Genomic DNA, 18490 nt, shown 5'->3' with positions numbered 1-18490 from the left:
GGAGACGGTAGTAAACAGGAGGAGTGGCAGTACACAGGGAAACGGGAGACTGGCAGGCGAAAAAAGCAGAGCCAGCCGCGAAAGAGGCGCAAAGCGGCGAAAAAGCAGAGGCCGCGTATACCAACTCAGACGGAAGGAAGATGAAAAAACAATGGGATACAGGGATTTAAAATTTGAAAAGGACGCCCTTTTTCTGGTCACAGGCGGGGCGGGCTTTATCGGTTCCAATCTTTGTGAGGCGATATTGGAGATGGGATACCGGGTGCGCTGCCTGGACAACCTGTCAACCGGAAAAAGGGAGCATGTCGAGATGTTCCGGGGACACAGGAATTACGCCTTCCTGGAGGGCGATATTACAGATCCGGAGACATGCGGGAAGGCGTGTGAGGGAGTCCGTTATGTACTGCACCAGGCGGCGTGGGGAAGCGTGCCCAGGAGCATTGAGATGCCGCAGTATTACGAAAAGGTGAATATAGGCGGCGCGCTGAACATGATGGAGGCGGCGAGGAAGCAGGGGGTGAAAAAGTTTGTGTACGCCTCCAGTTCCTCGGTTTACGGCGATCACCCGCAGCTTCCCAAAAAGGAAGGGCAGGAGGGAACGCTGCTTTCCCCGTATGCTTTGACCAAGCGGGTGGATGAGGAGTATGGAAGGCTCTATAAGACGCTTTACGGGCTCGACACGTACGGGCTCCGGTATTTCAACGTATTCGGCAGGAGGCAGGATCCGGACGGGGCTTATGCGGCCGTGATACCGAAATTCATCCGCCAGCTACTGAATGACGAGCGGCCGGTGATCAACGGGGACGGGAGGCAGAGCCGGGATTTTACGTATATCGAAAACGTGATCGAGGCGAACTTAAGGGCCTGCCTGGCCCCGTCAGAGGCGGCGGGGCAGGCGTTTAACGTGGCGTACGGCGGAAGGGAATACCTGCTCGATATTTACCGTCATCTGGCAAAGGCGCTTGGGAAGGATACAGAGCCGGTATTTGGGCCGGAACGCGCCGGGGATATCCGGCACAGCAATGCGGATATATCGAAGGCCAGAAGTATGCTTGGCTATGATCCGGAGTGGAGCTTTGAGAGGGGGATTGGGGCGGCGATTGCGTGGTATAAGGAGAATATATAGATGGAAACTCCTATGAGAGTGCTCCAGATATTCAATCAAATAGACCGACGGGAGCAGAGACGATGCTCATGAAAACGGAGTGAATAAAAAGATGGAAAACGACAGTCAGAATTGTTTATCCCTGTGTTTTTTGACAGGCGGTATGTGTACGGGAGGCGCAGAGAGGGTAATTGCCACACTGGCCAATATATTTGCCAGACAGGGTTATCATGTGAAAATTCTGTGCATGGGAAGAGGCAAAAAGCAGGTGGGATATGAACTCGACAGGAAAATTGAGGTTATTTATATCGGAGGAGAAAGGGGATGCTTTCCGGTACGAAAGGGCAGGCAGTTTCGACGCATCCTTTCGCTGTTAAAATCACATCGCCCGGATATTCTGATAAGTTTTCAAAATTATATTAATGTTCAGGCTGTTTTTCTGGGAAAAATGGCGGGGATTCCGGTTATCGCTTCGGAGCGCTCATTTCCGGGAAAGAACATGGTAGGGGCAGTTGGATTGAATCGGTTGTGTAAATGGGCATATTCCAGAGCAGACGCGGTTGTCTACCAGACAAAAGAACAAATGGAGTATTTTGGGATCCGGAATAAAGGGAATTCGTATATTATTATGAATCCATTTCAGATTCCGGTGGATGAGATCCCTGAGTATACGATTCGGGATAAGGCATTGATCCTCGGCTCAGTGGGAAGGCTGGAGGAATCCAAAAATTTTTCGATGCTTATCAGGCTTATGGCTAATTTAAAGAATGATGTTCCCGGGCTGCGGCTTGTTATATGGGGAGATGGGAGCCAGAAGGAGGCATTGATAAAATTATCAGAGGAGCTGGACGTAAGAGACAGGGTGGAGTTTCCGGGAGTAAGCAGAAATATTTTAGAAGAGATGAAAAGGATTGATATTTTTCTTTTTGCAAGCAGATATGAGGGTATCCCTAATGCTCTCATAGAAGCAATGTGCCTGGGAATTCCCTGTATAAGTACACGCTTTGAGGGAGGGGGAGCAGATTTGCTGATTCGGGATGGGGAGAACGGGCTTCTGGTGGATACTGACAATGAGTTGAAATTTGAAGAAGATACAGCTGCCCTGATTTCTGATGAAGGATTAAGAAGGAAATTCAGTTTTGAGGCAAAAAAGCTGAGAAGCAAGGTAGAGCCAGAGATGATCGCAGGAAAGTGGATGGAGGTTATTCTGGCGATATCAGGTAAAGCGGGAATTGACGGGCGAGAAGGATAAAACAAAATGAAAACAAGTGATAAAATACGGCAAAACAGATCGTATATTTACCGGAAATAAGCTTTGAGGAGAATGCAACATGTGTGGAATTGCAGGCTTTTGTAATATGCCCGAACGCTGGAAGGAAAATATAAACCGAATGAATGACAGGATGCTGCACAGGGGCCCTGATGCTGGCGGAGTATGGGCCAGTGAGGATAAGACCGTGGTGCTGGGGCACAGACGGCTGTCTATCCTTGACTTATCCCCGGCAGGGGCGCAGCCGATGATGTCTGCCAGCGGGCGGTTTGTGATCGTGCTCAACGGAGAGCTTTATAATTATCTGACGCTTCAGAAAAAGCTGTCAGATGAAAAGAAAATCAGCGCGTTTAGAGGAACATCGGATACGGAGGTTCTTTTGGAGGCGTTTGAGGCATATGGGGTGGAAGCTGTTTTAAAGCAGATAAAGGGCATGTTTGCGTTCGCCCTGTACGACCGGCGGGACCAGAAGCTGTTTTTGGGCCGGGACCGAATTGGGGAGAAACCGCTGTATTACGGATTTATGGGCAGTCAGTTTGTCTTTGCCTCTGATATTGCCGTGATACGCCGGAATCTGTATTTTAAGGAGGAACTGGATCGGGAAGCGCTTGCCCTGTATTTCGGGCATGGCTATATACCGTCTCCATTTACGATCTATAAAAATATCAAAAAGCTGGAAGCCGGGACCATCCTGGAGCTGGAATACCCGTTTACAGGCGTAAAAAGCTGTAAATACTGGGATGTCATGGAGATCGCCAGAAGGGGGAGGGAAAATCCGTTCAGAGGCTCGGAGGAGGAAGCGGCGGACGAGCTGGAGCGTTTGCTGAAAGAGTCTGTTAAAGGCCAGATGAGGGCGGATGTGCCGGTTGGGGCGTTCCTGTCAGGCGGTATTGACAGCACGGCGGTGGCGGCTGTCATGCAGTCTTTAAACACGAATAAAATCAGGACTTTTACAATCGGATTTGAGAATGCGGATTACAACGAGGCAGTCTATGCAAAGGAGACAGCAAACTATCTGGGAACGGAGCATACGCAGCGGTACATATCGGACAGGGAGGCCCAGGAGGTGATTCCAAAGCTGGCGGGTATGTATGGGGAGCCGTTTGCCGACTCTTCCCAGATCCCCACCTATCTGGTGAGTGAACTGGCAAAGCGATCCGTGACAGTTTCCCTGAGCGGGGACGGGGGAGACGAGCTGTTCTGCGGTTATCCGAGATATAACCGGTTAGAGAGGCACTGGAAATTGATAAACCGGATTCCCCGGCCTTTACGGATTGCGGCCGTGCAGGCGGCAGGCGGCCCTACGGGCGGCAGATGGCGTAAGCTGGAAACGGCAAAACGGTATTTTCCCGCGCGCAGCGGTATACAGCTTTATGAATTGGCGACGGGCTTTCGGTGGATGGCGGGGCAGATGGTAAAAGGCGCGGATTTTCCGGAATACCGCCTGACGCAGTATCCGGAAGGCTTTATGAAAGAGCTTCCGGAGGATTATATGCTGATGGATCTGCAGATGTACCATCCGGACGATATACTGGTAAAGGTCGACCGGGCCGGCATGGCGGTATCCCTGGAGAGCAGGATTCCTTTTCTGGACAGGGATCTGGTGGAGTTTGTCTGGACATTGCCGCTTTGCTATAAGTATTCTGATAATATCGAAAAGAGGGTGCTGAAAAAGGTACTGTTCCGCTACGTGCCGGAACAAATGATGGAACGCAAGAAAAAGGGATTTTCGATTCCGGTGGATCAATGGATCAGGGAGGGAGAGCTGAGGCCGTGGGCGGAGAGCCTGATGAATGAGAGGGATATCAAAGAGCAGGGGATTTTGGATGAGCGGTATGTTTCAGGGCTTTGGGGAAATTTTATCAGGAATGGAAGATGGTATCCTCAGATTTGGTATATTCTGATGTTTGAGGAGTGGTACCGAAGGCGTTTGGAGTAAGTATGAAAATTGCTATTTTAATCAATTCTCTGCGGGGAGGCGGCGCGGAGCGTGTTGCGGCAACGCTGGCGAACCAGTTTTCCATTGAGGGAAATGATGTGGCGTTCTGGTTGTTTCATCCGGAGGGACAGGCATATTGGATCGAAAAAACAGTTTCGGTCCATGTGCTTCAGGAGAGAGGCAAAAACCGCATGATTAGAATTATAAGCAGGGTGTCAGGCTGCAGAAAAGAAGCGGCCCGTGAAAAGCCGGATGTTTTATTGGCTTTTACGGCCAAAAATATACCATATGCGCTTGCTGCCAAAACGGGGGCATACGGGATGAAGGTATTTGGATTGGAGCGGGCCAACCCCGAAAGCCATAAAGGGCCTCTTTGGACGCTCATCCGTCTGCTCAGCCCGTTATGCGACGGTTTTATTTTCCAGACAGAGGGGGCAAAGAGGTATTACCCTCATGCCACAGGGAAAAAGGCGGTGGTCATCAAAAACCCGTTAGCGGCTGTTTATGAGCGCCGTCTTTTGGCAGAACGCCCTATTTTTAAGATATGCTCAGCGGGCAGGCTGCATTCCGATAAGGATTTTGAGACCCTGATAAGAGCGTTTGCTTTCTACCGAAGAGAGGGAGGTAAGGGGACGCTTGATATTTATGGCGACGGAATAAAGCGCGGCGAGCTGGAGGAGATGGCAAAGAGCCTGGGAGCAGACGCCTGCCTCCGTTTTATGGGATTTGCGAAAAATCTGCAGGAGAAGCTGTGCGAATATGATTTATTTGTGTTTTCCAGCCGCTCTGAGGGGATGCCAAACGCCCTGCTGGAGGCGATGGCGGTCGGCCTGCCCTGTATTTCAACGGACTGCGACTTTGGCCCCCGGGAATTCATCCGCTCCGGGGAGAACGGGCTTCTGGTTCCGGTTGGGGATGTGGAGAAAATGGCCGGAGCGATGATGTGGGCGCAGGAGAACAGGGAGAAGAGAGAGAAGATGGCCGGAGAGGCGAAAAAAATTAAAGCAGAGCTGTCAGCAGAGGTAATTGCCCGCGCTTATCTGGATTATATGAGTCAGACGTTACGCAGCGGAGCAGGGAAGTGATGAGATGAATATACGGACAAAACGGATGGGAATCAGGCTGTACGATAATATTTGGATTAAAAGCCTGATTCTTTTTGGAATTGAATTTCAGATTGGGATATACGGATGGCTGTCTCTGAGAAAGATCGCATTTGTGGTTTTGTGTGCTTGTTTTCTGAACGGTCTTTTCAGGCGGAGAGGAGTGATAAAGCTTCCCAGAGAAGTATTGGGACTGCTGCTTTCAATGACGGTTCTTTTTGGATATGCATGTTTGATCTACAGACTGAGGAGCGTACTTTATGGGGAATCGTTTGAGGGAGTGTGGTTTCTTCCGCGCAGAATTTTGTTCCTGGTGCTGTATGCGATCGTGTTTCCGCTTCTTCTGGCGGATTATTTTAAAGATGCCATGCAGTTTTGCAGGGCGCAGTGGTATATCACACTGTTTCAGTCTGTCATTGCAGTGATAGGAAAATTAAATAAGGCGTTTGCTCTGTATATTTACCACAATTTTTACAAAGACGACGGGCGGCTTCTGGATGGTATAATGAGAGGGGTCAGAGTAGTCTGTATTGATACAGGAGGGGCGACGGCGTCCGTGATTTTTTTTGCAGGGCTGGCTTGTGCGCTATGCCTTCTCTTTTATGATTCACGTTCAAATCCGTATGCGCTGCTGCTTCAATACTGTTTTGTGCTGTTTTCACTTTTTTTTATAGGAAGAACCGGACTTTATCTGGGGATCGCCGGATTAATCCTGGCGGTTGGCTGTCTGTTTATAAAAAGGAAGGCTTTATCAGTGTGGATGTCGTGTGTTTTGATGGTGTTGATGGGCCTGATCGCGGGATACCTTTTTTTTGCGCCGGAATCCTATATGAAAGCACACTATGTGAAATGGGTTGGGGAGCTGTTTGTAAAGGGTATGGGAGAGGGGAGCACCATTGCTACGCTTGCAGAGATGGAGATTCCTCCCCTGACAGCGGAGACTTTCTGGGGGACTGGGATCTTTTATGGGATTGTCCGCGGGGGAATCCGGGTTTTGCATGATTCCGGGTATGTACGCTTGTACACGGCGCTAGGAATTCCGGGCTTTTTGTTGTATTATGGCGGGCTGTACTGGTTTTATATCGCATTGATATTAAAAATAAAGAGAAAAAGAGACAAATGGGTTCTGTGGTTCCTTTTCTTAGGCGCGGCTGTCTGTGAGTATAAGGAGCCTTTTCTGGGAAAAACGCCTCTGCCCGTGATTATGACATGTCTTTTTATGCTGGAGAAAAGCGGGCTCTGGAGAACTGTGAGTATGAAGAGAAAATGGAAACCGTATTAAAAATGTGTAAAGTTGGTGTTTAACTGGTATGAATGAGAAACGATCAAAGCGGTGCAGCCGCTTCTTTTTTCGCGGATGCTTTTGCGTTGTATGCAGACTTCAGGATAATGGCCCATAAAACAGGAGATAACATAATGTATGATATTTCAATTGTAGTAATTACCTACAATCAGGAAACGACTATATTAGAAACATTAGAAAGCATAAAATATCAGATAACAAAATTTGGCGCGCATATAACTTTTCAGTTAATCCTTGCAGATGATGCATCGACAGATTCAACAAGAGCAAAAATTGAAAAGTGGCTATATAAAAATGCAGATATTTTTTCGGATATTGTAAAAGCTTATTTAAACAAAAATGCAGGTATATGTAAAAATTATGCACAGGCGTTTCGGCGGGTTGCAGCAGACCATTTTGCTGTAATAGCCGGCGATGATTTATGGCCAAATATTAATTTGACAGAATTGATTTTGTCATGTGAAGAAAAAGAAATTATCGGGGGACTTCCGCTATTCTTTAAAGATTACAGTATATTACAGGACAAAAGACTGTATTATTCCATAGCTGCATGTTCCTATTACAATGAAAAGAAAATAATTCAAATATCGAAGTACCGCTGCCCTGTTTTAAACGGTTTCATTATTGGAAAAAAACTGATTTCAGAAGAGGTTTTGAGATTTAGCGAACAATTTGATCTTTTGGATGACCAGGCAAGGCAGGTTAGAATGTTTGAGTTGTATAAAGATTTTAAATACCGTTATGCAAACCTGCCGATACTGTTATACCGTAAAAGTGACAGCCAGGTGACCAATAACGCGGGTGTATTCAATACAAGAATTATACAAGATAAAGTAGGCCTGACAGATTATGTGCTAAAGCATGAATGGAATCCTTTTATCCGGATAGCAGCCAGATATGAACGGATGCGGGTTTCAGATCCGGAACGGTTTAAGAAATTGTGGAAGTTTGGATATATTCAGGCTTATAGAGAAATTATATTATATAAATTAAGGAAGAAGGAAATGGATAGTAAAATAAGTGAAATAATGAAATTAACAGATGCTCAAAACATGCAGGAATATGTTTTTAAAATAGCGGAAAGAGCAATGGGATATTAAAGAGAAAGAGAAATATAAATTGAAAAGACTACGATTATTAATTGATAATTTTTTAATATATGGATTAAGCGGTATTTTAGGGAAACTTCTTCCATTTATTTTCCTTCCGGTCATAACCAGATTATTACCAGATCCATATTATATGGGTGTCAATGATATTTTAAATACCATTATATCTTTTTCAAGCGCGATTGCGGTTATGGGTATGTACGATGCGATGTTTCGCCTTTTCTTTGATAAAGAGGATGACATATTCAGGCTGGAGATATGTTCGAGCGCATTGTTTTTTGTCATTATAACAGCATCGCTTCTTTTCATCCTTTTGATAGGATTTAAGAGGTTTATCGCAGGTATGGTTCTGAGAGATTCTGATTTGGATAATTTGATTTTTATTTGCGGTATCTCTGCATTTTCCCATGCGGTCAATAATATTATTGCAGCGCCAACGAGAATGTTAAATAAAAAGAAGATTTATTTAATCATTAACCTGGCAACAGCAGCAGCCAGTTATGCCGTGGTGTTTGTCCTTCTTTACGGAAAAGCCTATTTATATGCGATTCCAGTTGGAGGAATGTGCTCTTCTTTGCTGAGTGTATGCATATTTTGGATATTAAACAGGAAGTGGTTTTCAGGTCATTCAGTAAAAAAAATTCATATAAAGGAATTGCTGAAAATCGGCGCTCCGTTGTTTCCAGGCTTTTTGATTTATTGGATCTTCAATTCCTGCGACAGAATTATGATTGCCAGGATGTTGGGAATGAGTTATACAGGAGTTTATGCCGTGGGCTCCAAATTTGGCCAAATAGGCAATTTGATTTACATAGCGTTTGCAGGCGGATGGCAGTATTTTGCCTTCTCTACGATGAAAGATATGGATCAGGTAGAACTGACTTCCAAAATTTTTGAATGTCTCAGCTTCATTGAGGTTTGTTCAACGATTTTTCTGTCAATTGCTTCAGGCTATACGTTCAGCCTTCTCTTTGATGAACGCTATTCAGAAGCAATAAAAACAATTCCATATTTGTTTATGGCCCCCCTGATCCAAATGTTATATCAGATTGGAGCCAACCAGTTTTTGGTTATAAAAAAGACATGGCCCTCGACTCTGCTGCTTTTATCAGGCGCAATTGTCAATATCAGTATGAATTGTATATTGATCCCTGCTATGGGGATCGAGGGGGCTGCTTTAGCCACATTATGCGGCTTTTTTGTCAGTACATTAACCTGTGTTACATGCCTGTCAAAGATGAAGCTTTTTTCCATATCATGGAGATGTATATATGTGTTTGTAGGTTTAATGATGTTTTTATTGGTTTGGAGAAAATCGATCGTATCAGGGAAACTGATTTTGTCAGCTATAGCAGGTTTGATCATAATACTGATGTCTGTTTTTTTATTCAGGAAAGAAATAAAATCTGTGACCGGATTATGGGACAGGGATCATAACGTGAAACGTAATAGTCAATAGGGCAAGCTCTTTGATGTGAATGAGCAAATGAATGAAAAAGGAGAAAGTGCAGGATGAAAGTAAAAGCCAATGTTTTGGATCGTCAATATCAAAGATATCAAAAAGAGTATAAAGATGCTGCTATCAGGGTTTTAGAGTCCGGATGGTATATATTAGGCGAATTTGGTGAGAGATTTGAACAGGAATTTTCGGATTATATAGGCGCAGGGTACTGTGTGGGCCTGAATTCAGGACAGGATGCCCTGACATTAGCAGTCCGCGCGCTGGGGATAGGAGAAGGGGACGAAGTGATTGTCCCTGCAAATACGTATATAGCAACCGTGCTCGGGATAACAGAAAATGGCGCTTCCCCGGTTTTTGTGGAGCCGGATGAATATTACAATCTGGACGCATCAAAAATAGAAGAAGCCATTACCGGACGGACCAGGGCCATTATGGCAGTCCATCTCTATGGACAGGCGGCCAAAATGGGGGCTGTCAGAGAAATCGCAAAAAGACACCGCCTGTATTTGCTGGAAGACTGCGCCCAGTCCCATGGGGCGTCGTTTGAAGGCCGGATGACAGGGACATTTGGCGATATAGGCTGTTTCAGCTTTTACCCGACCAAAAATCTGGGGGCCTTTGGGGATGCAGGGGCGATTGTAACGGATCAGGCAGAACTGGCAGAACGGATCCGGATGCTCCGCAATTACGGCAGCAGAAAGAAATATTTTAATGAAATTGAGGGTGTCAATTCCAGACTGGATGAAATCCAGGCAGCATTGCTTTCAGTAAAGCTGTCCCATATGCAGGAGCTGACACAAGAGCGGATCCAGGCGGGGCGTTATTATGAAGAGGGGATCCGAAATCCCAGGATTGTCAAGCCGGCTGTCCGGGCAGGAGCGGATCATGTATACCATCAGTATGTAATCCGCTGTGAGGCCCGCGATGCGTTAAAAGCTTACCTGCTGGAAAATGGCATAGAAACACAGATTCATTACCCTGTTCCCCCTCACCTTGCAGAATGCTATCAGTATCTGGGGTTTCAGAGGGGATGTTTCCCTGTAACAGAGCGATATGCAGACGAGGTTCTCAGCCTGCCTCTTTATACAGGCATTACAAAGGAAGAACAGGATTATGTGATAACGGTTGTAAACCGGTTTCGGGCAGATTAACAGTCAGGGGAGATAACAATGCATGTGGTAAAATATGTATTCCAGCAGCATGGAGACGAGAGGGGAATGCTGGTGGCGCTGGAGGAATGTAAAGATATCCCCTTTGAGATAAAAAGGGTTTATTACCTGTATGACACGAAAAAAGAAGTCAGGAGAGGGTTTCATGCGCACCGTTCCCTGGAGCAGATCCTGATTTGCATCCATGGGAGCTGCCGCGTACTTCTTGATAACGGCGCGGAGAAGAAAACAGTATCCCTGGAAAAACCCTATGAGGGCCTTTACATAGCAAATGATATATGGCGGGAGATGTATGATTTTTCACCGGATGCGGTGCTTTTAGTGCTTGCATCCGATTTTTACAGGGAAGAGGATTACATCCGTGATTATGAAACCTTTAAGCGGGAGATGGGGAAAGGAAGAGAGAATTATGATGGGGATTGAGCAGGTACGCCTTCTTCAGTTTCAGGATCTTCAGTTTGAGGCAGGAAAACAGATTGAATTGGCCTGTCAGGAAGAAAATCGTAAGGGGGGGGGTATAGAGACGGTTCCATTTAAAATACGCCGTGTGTTTTATATGTATGCTTCCGACCATTCGGTGATCCGTGGAAACCACGCAAACCGGATTTCGGAGTTTGTGTTAATCAATGTTCATGGAAGCTCAAAAGTACGGGTCGATGACGGGATGGATAAAAAGATATTTGAACTGCCGGATCCACGCACGGGCCTCTATATTCCCCCAATGATATGGAAGGAAATGTATGATTTTTCACAAGGCAGCGTTCTTTTGTGCCTGTCCAGCCGGGAATATGATGCAAATGAATACATACGGGATTATGAGGCGTATATACGGGAGAATCGTTATGGGAAATTCTAAAGAAGAATCATATACGATTCTTGCCCTGCAGGGAATAAGGGGCGCTGCAATCCTGCTGATCATGATTTCCCATAGTAATCTGATTCAGAATAGGGACGGGGCAAACACAGGAGGATGGCTGGGCGCTATGGGAGTTTCCTTTTTTATCATTTTGAGCGGGTATCTGGCGGCCAGAAACAATTGGGAAAAGGAGCTGGGGCTATCCTGGATAAAAGGGGAATTAAGAAAAAAGATAAGAAAATTTTATCCGCTGCATGCAGCGACGCTTTGTTTGTCTTTACCGCTAAATAAGGCTTTGTTTACCTATGGAAACAGATGGAAAGGAATTACAGGGTTTATAATAAATGCCTGTTTACTGCAGAGCTGGATTCCGAGGCGCGAGCTGTATTTCTCCTTTAATTCTGTTTCATGGTATTTGACGCTGGCAGTTTTTTTTATTGCAGTAACGCCTCTTATCATTTTTATATTGAAAAAGCTATGCCTGACCTATATTATAATGATTCTCATCACAGGTTTTTTATCACAGTTTTTACTGGCATTTTCGGTTTCCGGAAGAATGGAGGCTCATTGGATTGTATATATCTGCCCAATCGTCCGAATGTTCGATTTTTTTGCCGGGGGGGGGCTGTACTGTATTGAAAAAAAAATAAACAGGGTGAAATACCGGGCTTCGTTAATCAATATAGTGACATCCGTAATCCTCGGGATCAATGTTCTGGCAGCAGTAATATCTCTAAAAGGCGGTCACGAGTTGTTTTCTGCCGCTGCATGGACGGCTCCGGCAATGGGATTGTTATTGTGTATGGTTTTGGAATGTCCTGGAAATAGGGTGAAGAAAATTTTGTTTGAGGACAGAGGGATTGTTTTTCTGGGGAATATCAGCTTTGAACTGTTTCTAATCCATCAGTTATGTATCCGATATGTATTAAAGATATCGTCCATGCTGGAAATGGAGGACAAGAGATATATATACATTGCGGCGTTAGGGGCGGCGGTTACGATGTCAGCAGTCTATCATAATGGAAAAATCAGATTCAGTTCATCAGAGAATGGATCCGGCAAATGGAGGAAAAGAAATTAAATATATGGATGATAAAACGGATAAGAAAATGTATCTTAGGAAATTGCACAAAAATGATGCCAGATTCATGCTGGAATGGATGCATGATGAAAATGTAACATCAGGGCTTAAGAAAAAATTCCATTTAAAAACACTGGAGGATTGTATTGGGTTCATTGAAAACAGTTATAAGGATGATAACAGCCTTCATTTTGCAGTAGCAGATGAAGGAGATATCTATATGGGGACAGTAAGCCTTAAAAATATTGACAGAGAGAAACGCTGTGCAGAATTTGCAATTGCCATGAGAAGCTGCGCAATGGGAAAAGGATTTTCTGAGTATGGAATGAGAGAAATCTTTCGCATTGGGTGGGAGGAGTTGGGGCTAAACATGATTTATTGGAATGTTTTAAAAACAAACCGCCGTGCTATTCGGTTCTATGAAAAAATGTATCTGGGCAGTCAGTCAGCGGATTTTGGAGTTTCGAGGAGGGGATATACGGCCAAGCAGGGGGAGTCCCTTACCTGGTTTGTTGCGTATCGGGAAAAAAGGATATAACAGCAGACTGCTGTCTGAATCCGGCTATTCATATTTTGGGAGGATAGGCGGATCTGGAGGAGAGTGTAAGGATAGCGGGAAATAAACGGATTCGATGGAAAAACAGAATGGTTACTGATATTAGTGAACAATGTAAGGAGTGTTCAGCATGTTTAAAAGAAGTATAAAAATTATCTGCTTTATGCTGCTGTTTCTGTCTTTGCTGTCAGAAACCACCTATATGCTGAGGGGTGAAAGCGATATAAAGCAGAGATTTGCCGGATTTTATTATCAGCCCAGGGATACGCTGGATGTCATATACATTGGCTCCAGCCCTGTCCATCCATACTGGTCCGCAGCTCTGGCCTGGGATGAGTATGGCTTTACCTCATGGCCTCTTGCCACGAATGTCCAGCAGCCCGCGTATGCGGTTTATTTGCTGAAAGAGGCTATGAAACGGCAGAATCCACGGGCAGTGGTTTTTGAGCTCAGAATGTTTGCAACGCCTCAGACTGCGTTTGACGAGAGAGATACGTACGAAGCCTTTGTGAGAAATGTAACCGATAACCTGCGGTATTCATTTAACCGCTACAGCCTGATAAAGAATACGGTAAAACCTTCGGAAGATTTAACGCCATATTATTTTGACATCATAAAATATCATTCCCTCTGGAAACACGTATCAAAATCGAATTGGGGCTATGTCCGTTTTTCAAAAAAGGATGAAAACAGCGGCCATTTAATCCGTGATGATGTGATCGATTTATCAAATGCATGGCACGACTATTCCGATATCACAGAATCATCACCCATGCCGCCGGAACAGGAGGAGGTTTTGCGGAACCTGCTGGACTACTGCCGGGAAAACAGGATCCCTGCGCTGTTTACCGTGAATCCTTACACGGATATCCAGGAGGAGACGCAGAAGCAATTTAATTATATGAAGACAATCGTGGAAGAAGAATACGGCTACCCGTTTATCAATTTTAATCTCCTGTATGATGAGCTGGACATTGACTTTGCACGGGATTTCTACAACGGCGGCCATATGAATACAAACGGCGCGGTGAAATTTACGCGCTATCTGGCAGCCTTCTTATCTGAACACTATAACCTGGAGGATAAGCGGCAGAATGAAGAGTACAGTTCCTGGAACGCATCCTATGAAATCTGGCGGAAAAGGGCTGACGCAGCGATTGAAACGATCAACACAAAAGTAAAGGAAGGAACCTACGATGAATGAATTAAACTACCCATTCGATCCCGATTTCATTCTCAAAAAGCGAAAGTCCCTCAAAAGGGCCCTGAAGGCGCCGGGGGGGGGGTACAAATCGGATCTGCAGACGCATCGCCGTCCTTGGCGGCTCTACCACGCATGACATTATAGAAATTCTGGAGCTTTTTCTTCTGGACAACGGCATTCAGCCCGAATTCTACGAATCCGGTTACGCCCAGTATTTCCAGGATGTCATGTTTGACAGCCCGGAGCTGACGGCGTTTTGCCCGGATCTCATCTACATTCACACAAGCACAAGAAATATAAACGCATTCCCCGTCGTAAAAAATACGGAGGAGGAAATTGACGCCCTCCTGGAGGAGACATACGCGCCCTTTGAGGCCATGTGGCAGAAGATCGAAACGGTTTATCACTGCCCCGTGATCCAGAACAACTTCGAGCCGCCCCATTACCGCCTCCTGGGAAACCGCGACGCATGGGATCCGCACGGCAGGCTGCACTTTGTAAAACGCTTAAACGCCCGGTTCTGCGCCTATGCCGCGGCCCACGAAAACTTTTATCTTCAGGATATCAGCTATCTGGCCTCCTGCTATGGGCTGGATAAGTGGTCGGATCCCTTTTACTGGCATATGTACAAATACGCCTGCGCGGTTCCGGCCATCCCGGCGCTGTGCTTTAACCTGGCGAATATCGTGAAGTCCATATTCGGGAGGAATAAAAAGGCGCTCGTCCTGGATCTGGACAATACGCTCTGGGGCGGAGTGGTCGGCGACGACGGGCCGGAGGGGATCGAGATCGGGCAGGAGACGTCCGCAGGGCAGCTCTACAGCGAGTTTCAGGCGTACATAAAGGCGCATAAGGACATCGGGATCCTCCTGGCCGTTGATTCCAAAAACGAGGAGGAGAACGCCCTGGCGGGCCTGCGGCGGCCGGACAGCGTTTTAAAGCCGGAGGATTTTCTGGTTATCCGGGCCAACTGGGAGCCCAAGGATGAGAACCTGCGCCGGATTGCAGAGGAGCTGAATATCGGGACTGACAGCCTTGTATTTGTGGATGATAATCCGGCGGAACGCCACCGGGTGAGGACAGGGGCCCCGGAGACCGCGGTTCCGGAGCTGGGACCGCCTGAGACGTACATCCGCATCCTGGACCGCAGCGGCTTCTTTGAGGCGACGGGATTCTCGCAGGATGACATAAAGCGGAATGCGATGTATGAGGCCAATGCGGCCCGGAAAAAGCAGGAGGCCGGGTTTGACAACTATGAGGAATACCTGCGCTCCCTTGAAATGCGGGCGGAGATCCGGCCTTTTTCGCCGCTCTATATGGCGCGGATCGCGCAGCTCACGAATAAGAGCAACCAGTTTAACCTGACCACCCGGCGGCACAGCCAGGCCGAAATGGAGGAGAAAGCGGCAGATCCGGGGTGTATCACGCTGTATGGGAAGCTGGAGGACCGGTTCGGGAATAATGGCGTGGTGTCTGTGGTATACGGGCATTTCGGGAAAGGAGAAGCGGAGGATATCGGGCCAAAGTCAGACAGGGAGGCCGCAGGGGGAGGAAAGACCGGTATAGCTGCGAGGGAAGAAAAGGACAGCGCAGCCGCAGGGGAAGGAAATCCGCATGGAGGCGCAGAATCGTTCCACATCGACCTGTGGCTCATGAGCTGCCGGGTGCTGAAGCGCGGTATGGAGTTTGCTATGATGGACGCCCTTGTAAAAGAATGCCTGGAACGGGACGCCCGGGAAGTATTCGGATATTATTATCCCACCGCAAAAAACAGGATGGTAAAGGATTTTTACGCGCTCCAGGGCTTTGATAAGATATTAGAGGATGAGGCAGGGAACTCGGTCTGGCGGCTTGACCTGTGCGGCGGGTATGAAACAAAAAATCATGTGATAAAAGTGGAGGAAAAACAGGATGAAGATGACAAGGGAAAACGTATATGAAAAACTGAACGGCGTATTCCGGGATGTATTTGACAATGAGGATATTACTGTAAACGACGCTACAACAGCGGATGACATTGATGACTGGGACTCCCTGGAGCACATCAACCTGGTGGTGGCGGTGGAGAAATGCTTTGGCATCAAGTTCACTATGGGGGAAGTGACGGGTATGAAAAATGTGGGGGAAATGGCGGATATTATTTTGGGAAGGATTGGATAGAGAAACATGAAGCTGCATCATGTGGGATATTTAACAAAAAACTTACAGGATACCCGGCGGGAGTTTGCCCTGCTGGGATTTTGGGTGGAACAGGAGGCAGCGTTTGACCCCCTGCGGAAGCTGGATATCGCTTTTTTAAGAAACGGCGCGTACCGGGTGGAGCTGGTTGAGCCGAAAGGGGAAGCTTCGCCGCTGTTCCCGCTGCTGAAAAAGTATAAGAATACGCCTTATCATTTATGCTATGAGACAGACAGTCTGGGGGAGGAGATCCGGAGAATGGAGCAGGGGGGATACCGTGTGATCCAGGAGCCTCTGGATGCGCCCTGCATCCAGGGCGGGACCGTGGCTTTCCTGATTCATCCGGATATGGGGATTGTGGAGCTGCTGGGGCGGGAGGGGCGGTTATGACGTTTACGTCCTTTTCGTTTCTCCTGTTTTTCACGTTCCTTCTCTGCCTGTACTACCTCGCGCCGGATCGCCTGCGCACCGCGCTTCTTGCCGCGGCCAGCCTGTTATTCTGCTGGTTTGCCGGCGGGAGGCGGATGCTTTTTTCACTTCTGCTATCCACAGCCACTGTCTGGTACGCGGCGGTGCGCATGGAGGCTTCCGGGACGGAACGCGCAAGAAAGGCGTGGTTTTACGGGACGCTTGCGCTGAACCTTGGCATCCTGGTTTTGTATAAATATTTGAATTTTTTTGTCTACACCGGCCGCATTGCCGGGAGATTTTTTCATCAGGAGCTTCCTCTGCGGGAAATTTCCCTGGCCGCGCCGCTGGGGCTTTCTTTTTACACGCTGCAGGTTCTGGGATACCTGATTGATGTGTCGCGCGGAACTTGCAAAGCGGAGAGGAATCTCCTGCGCTATGCCGCTTTTTCCTGTTTTTTCCCGCAGCTTGTGACAGGGCCGATCAACCGCTATGAGGATATGGAAAAGACGCTGTACGGGAAAAAACGGTTTGATTATGGGCAGGTAACCTTCGGGCTCCAGCGGATGGCCTGGGGATTTTTCAAGAAGCTGGTCATCTCTGAGCGGATGGCGGTGCTGGTGAATACGGTATACGGCGATTATCAGACGTATACCGGGCTTTACATCGGCTTTGCAACCGTGTGCTTCGCATTCCAGCTCTACACGGATTTCTCCGGGGCCATGGATATCGCGCTGGGCGCTTCGCAGGCTCTTGGGATCCGTATGGCGGAAAATTTTGACACGCCCTTTTTTGCGCCTTCCGTGACGGAATACTGGAGGCGGTGGCACATCACGCTTGGGACGTGGATGAAGGAGTATGTGTTCTATCCGGTTTTGAAGTCGGAATGGTGGATCCGGATCGGGGAAAGAGCCAGGAAACGCCTTGGGAAGAAGAGGGGAAAGAAGGTTCCGACCTATCTGGGGATGTTTGTTCTCTGGTTTACGGTGGGGATGTGGCATGGAGGGGCGTGGAAATATATTATCGGATCCGGCCTCCTGCACTGTTTTTATATCGTAGCCGGGCAGATGCTGGAGCCGGTGTTTACAAAGACAGCCCGCCTGCTGCGGGTCAATACGCAGTGCTGGAGCTGGAGGTTGTTCCAGGGGCTTAGAACCTTTTTCCTGGTCTGCATTGGCTTTGTGTTTTTCAGGGCGTCCAGCGCGGGGGATGCTGTGAGAATGTTTAAGGCATCACTGGCTTTTAATCCCTGGATTTTTACGGATGGGTCGCTGCTCCGTCTGGGGCTTGACGCGCAGGACTTTACGGTGGGCCTGTTATCGCTGGGGGTATTGCTGGCTGTATCGCTTCTGCATAGCCGTTTCAAGGCGCAGGGAAAAACGGTGCGGGGCGTTCTGGCGGGGCAGAATCTTGTATTCCGCTGGCTGGTTTATTATATGCTGGTTTTTTCTGTGCTGATCTTTGGCTTTTACGGGCCGGGGTATGACGCGGGGGAATTTATTTATCAGAATTTTTGAGACAGGAGAGGAGGCGGCGGTTCTGCCGCCTTCCGGAATCTTTACACAGTTTCAGGAGCCAGTCCCGGCTCCTCATTTTTATATTTTTCTAAATCACATTGCGGCATATCGTTCTTTGACGTCATTTCATGAGTTCCCGTATAAATTTATTATCTCAAACTTCCCACACCGATTGGTGTGCTGAACCTTGAAAAATCAATACTTTAGTCCATAAAAAAGGCACAAACCTG

General features: G+C 47.3%; 18 protein-coding genes. All 18 read left to right on the top strand.

Annotated elements, in window-relative coordinates; all coding sequences use genetic code 11:
* Nucleotides 1-23: 23 nt before the first annotated feature.
* The 18 genes from NFS31_RS22805 to NFS31_RS22725 all read left to right on the top strand — a co-directional run bounded on the left by NFS31_RS22805 (nucleotide 24) and on the right by NFS31_RS22725 (nucleotide 18260).
* Complete coding sequence (locus tag NFS31_RS22805) at nucleotides 24-170, top strand: hypothetical protein (protein ID WP_251500400.1); 147 nt, start codon at nucleotides 24-26, stop codon at nucleotides 168-170.
* Nucleotides 152-1126 (top strand): SDR family oxidoreductase, encoded by a 975-nt coding sequence (locus NFS31_RS22800; protein WP_251500399.1) that lies wholly within the window; start codon nucleotides 152-154, stop codon nucleotides 1124-1126. The genes NFS31_RS22805 and NFS31_RS22800 overlap by 19 nt, the downstream gene beginning before the upstream one ends.
* A 91-nt stretch (nucleotides 1127-1217) precedes the next feature.
* On the top strand, nucleotides 1218-2357 hold the full coding sequence (locus tag NFS31_RS22795) for a glycosyltransferase (RefSeq protein ID WP_251500397.1): 1140 nt from the start codon (nucleotides 1218-1220) through the stop codon (nucleotides 2355-2357).
* A gap of 79 nt (nucleotides 2358-2436) precedes the next feature.
* Nucleotides 2437-4314 carry an asparagine synthase (glutamine-hydrolyzing) gene (gene asnB / locus NFS31_RS22790; RefSeq protein WP_251500395.1) on the top strand — a complete coding sequence of 626 codons (1878 nt, stop codon included), beginning with the start codon at nucleotides 2437-2439 and terminating at the stop codon, nucleotides 4312-4314.
* Nucleotides 4315-4316: 2 nt separating this feature from the next.
* Entirely contained in the window at nucleotides 4317-5399 is a 1083-nt protein-coding gene (locus NFS31_RS22785; protein ID WP_251500394.1) for a glycosyltransferase, read from the top strand.
* Nucleotides 5400-5403: 4 nt separating this feature from the next.
* On the top strand, nucleotides 5404-6699 hold the full coding sequence (locus NFS31_RS22780; protein ID WP_251500392.1) for a hypothetical protein: 1296 nt from the start codon (nucleotides 5404-5406) through the stop codon (nucleotides 6697-6699).
* A 32-nt stretch (nucleotides 6700-6731) separates the two neighbouring features.
* Nucleotides 6732-7820 carry a glycosyltransferase family 2 protein gene (locus tag NFS31_RS22775; RefSeq protein ID WP_251500390.1) on the top strand — a complete coding sequence of 363 codons (1089 nt, stop codon included), beginning with the start codon at nucleotides 6732-6734 and terminating at the stop codon, nucleotides 7818-7820.
* A gap of 19 nt (nucleotides 7821-7839) precedes the next feature.
* Nucleotides 7840-9288: a lipopolysaccharide biosynthesis protein gene (locus tag NFS31_RS22770; protein WP_251500388.1), complete on the top strand. Its 1449-nt coding sequence runs from the start codon at nucleotides 7840-7842 to the stop codon at nucleotides 9286-9288.
* A 53-nt stretch (nucleotides 9289-9341) separates the two neighbouring features.
* A complete protein-coding gene (locus NFS31_RS22765; protein ID WP_251500385.1) occupies nucleotides 9342-10442 on the top strand; it encodes a DegT/DnrJ/EryC1/StrS family aminotransferase in 1101 nt (366 codons plus the stop codon).
* A gap of 18 nt (nucleotides 10443-10460) precedes the next feature.
* Complete coding sequence (locus NFS31_RS22760) at nucleotides 10461-10883, top strand: sugar 3,4-ketoisomerase (protein ID WP_251500382.1); 423 nt, start codon at nucleotides 10461-10463, stop codon at nucleotides 10881-10883.
* Nucleotides 10870-11316, top strand: coding sequence for a sugar 3,4-ketoisomerase (locus NFS31_RS22755; protein WP_331482832.1), 447 nt, complete (start codon nucleotides 10870-10872; stop codon nucleotides 11314-11316). The genes NFS31_RS22760 and NFS31_RS22755 overlap by 14 nt, the downstream gene beginning before the upstream one ends.
* Entirely contained in the window at nucleotides 11201-12397 is a 1197-nt protein-coding gene (locus tag NFS31_RS28420) for an acyltransferase family protein (RefSeq protein WP_416389498.1), read from the top strand. The genes NFS31_RS22755 and NFS31_RS28420 overlap by 116 nt, the downstream gene beginning before the upstream one ends.
* Nucleotides 12336-12935 (top strand): GNAT family N-acetyltransferase, encoded by a 600-nt coding sequence (locus tag NFS31_RS22750; protein ID WP_251500378.1) that lies wholly within the window; start codon nucleotides 12336-12338, stop codon nucleotides 12933-12935. Before NFS31_RS28420 ends, NFS31_RS22750 begins: the two co-directional genes overlap by 62 nt.
* A 148-nt stretch (nucleotides 12936-13083) precedes the next feature.
* Entirely contained in the window at nucleotides 13084-14157 is a 1074-nt protein-coding gene (locus NFS31_RS22745) for an SGNH/GDSL hydrolase family protein (protein ID WP_251500375.1), read from the top strand.
* Nucleotides 14158-14249: 92 nt separating this feature from the next.
* Entirely contained in the window at nucleotides 14250-16097 is a 1848-nt protein-coding gene (locus tag NFS31_RS22740; RefSeq protein WP_331482834.1) for an HAD-IIIC family phosphatase, read from the top strand.
* Nucleotides 16069-16317 (top strand): acyl carrier protein, encoded by a 249-nt coding sequence (locus NFS31_RS22735; RefSeq protein ID WP_331482831.1) that lies wholly within the window; start codon nucleotides 16069-16071, stop codon nucleotides 16315-16317. The genes NFS31_RS22740 and NFS31_RS22735 overlap by 29 nt, the downstream gene beginning before the upstream one ends.
* A gap of 6 nt (nucleotides 16318-16323) precedes the next feature.
* Nucleotides 16324-16725, top strand: coding sequence for a VOC family protein (locus tag NFS31_RS22730; protein ID WP_251500369.1), 402 nt, complete (start codon nucleotides 16324-16326; stop codon nucleotides 16723-16725).
* On the top strand, nucleotides 16722-18260 hold the full coding sequence (locus NFS31_RS22725) for an MBOAT family O-acyltransferase (protein WP_251500366.1): 1539 nt from the start codon (nucleotides 16722-16724) through the stop codon (nucleotides 18258-18260). The genes NFS31_RS22730 and NFS31_RS22725 overlap by 4 nt, the downstream gene beginning before the upstream one ends.
* The last annotated feature ends 230 nt before the right edge of the window (nucleotides 18261-18490 follow it).

The sequence above is a fragment of the Otoolea muris genome (assembly GCF_943193115.1).
Lineage (GTDB): Bacteria > Bacillota > Clostridia > Lachnospirales > Lachnospiraceae > Otoolea > Otoolea muris.
This window is presented reverse-complemented; position numbering and strand designations above follow the sequence as displayed.

Bases quoted from the DNA above. Each gene is read 5' to 3' on its own strand.
- NFS31_RS22725 (WP_251500366.1), top strand. From the start codon at position 16,722: ATGACGTTTACGTCCTTTTCGTTTCTCCTGTTTTTCACGTTCCTTCTC.
- NFS31_RS22800 (WP_251500399.1), top strand. From the start codon at position 152: ATGGGATACAGGGATTTAAAATTTGAAAAGGACGCCCTTTTTCTGGTC.
- NFS31_RS22780 (WP_251500392.1), top strand. From the start codon at position 5,404: ATGAATATACGGACAAAACGGATGGGAATCAGGCTGTACGATAATATT.
- NFS31_RS22765 (WP_251500385.1), top strand. From the start codon at position 9,342: ATGAAAGTAAAAGCCAATGTTTTGGATCGTCAATATCAAAGATATCAA.
- NFS31_RS22750 (WP_251500378.1), top strand. From the start codon at position 12,336: ATGGAAAAATCAGATTCAGTTCATCAGAGAATGGATCCGGCAAATGGA.
- NFS31_RS22735 (WP_331482831.1), top strand. From the start codon at position 16,069: ATGAAGATGACAAGGGAAAACGTATATGAAAAACTGAACGGCGTATTC.
- asnB (WP_251500395.1), top strand. From the start codon at position 2,437: ATGTGTGGAATTGCAGGCTTTTGTAATATGCCCGAACGCTGGAAGGAA.
- NFS31_RS22760 (WP_251500382.1), top strand. From the start codon at position 10,461: ATGCATGTGGTAAAATATGTATTCCAGCAGCATGGAGACGAGAGGGGA.
- NFS31_RS22775 (WP_251500390.1), top strand. From the start codon at position 6,732: ATGAGAAACGATCAAAGCGGTGCAGCCGCTTCTTTTTTCGCGGATGCT.
- NFS31_RS22755 (WP_331482832.1), top strand. From the start codon at position 10,870: ATGATGGGGATTGAGCAGGTACGCCTTCTTCAGTTTCAGGATCTTCAG.
- NFS31_RS22785 (WP_251500394.1), top strand. From the start codon at position 4,317: ATGAAAATTGCTATTTTAATCAATTCTCTGCGGGGAGGCGGCGCGGAG.
- NFS31_RS22745 (WP_251500375.1), top strand. From the start codon at position 13,084: ATGTTTAAAAGAAGTATAAAAATTATCTGCTTTATGCTGCTGTTTCTG.
- NFS31_RS28420 (WP_416389498.1), top strand. From the start codon at position 11,201: ATGATTTTTCACAAGGCAGCGTTCTTTTGTGCCTGTCCAGCCGGGAAT.
- NFS31_RS22730 (WP_251500369.1), top strand. From the start codon at position 16,324: ATGAAGCTGCATCATGTGGGATATTTAACAAAAAACTTACAGGATACC.
- NFS31_RS22795 (WP_251500397.1), top strand. From the start codon at position 1,218: ATGGAAAACGACAGTCAGAATTGTTTATCCCTGTGTTTTTTGACAGGC.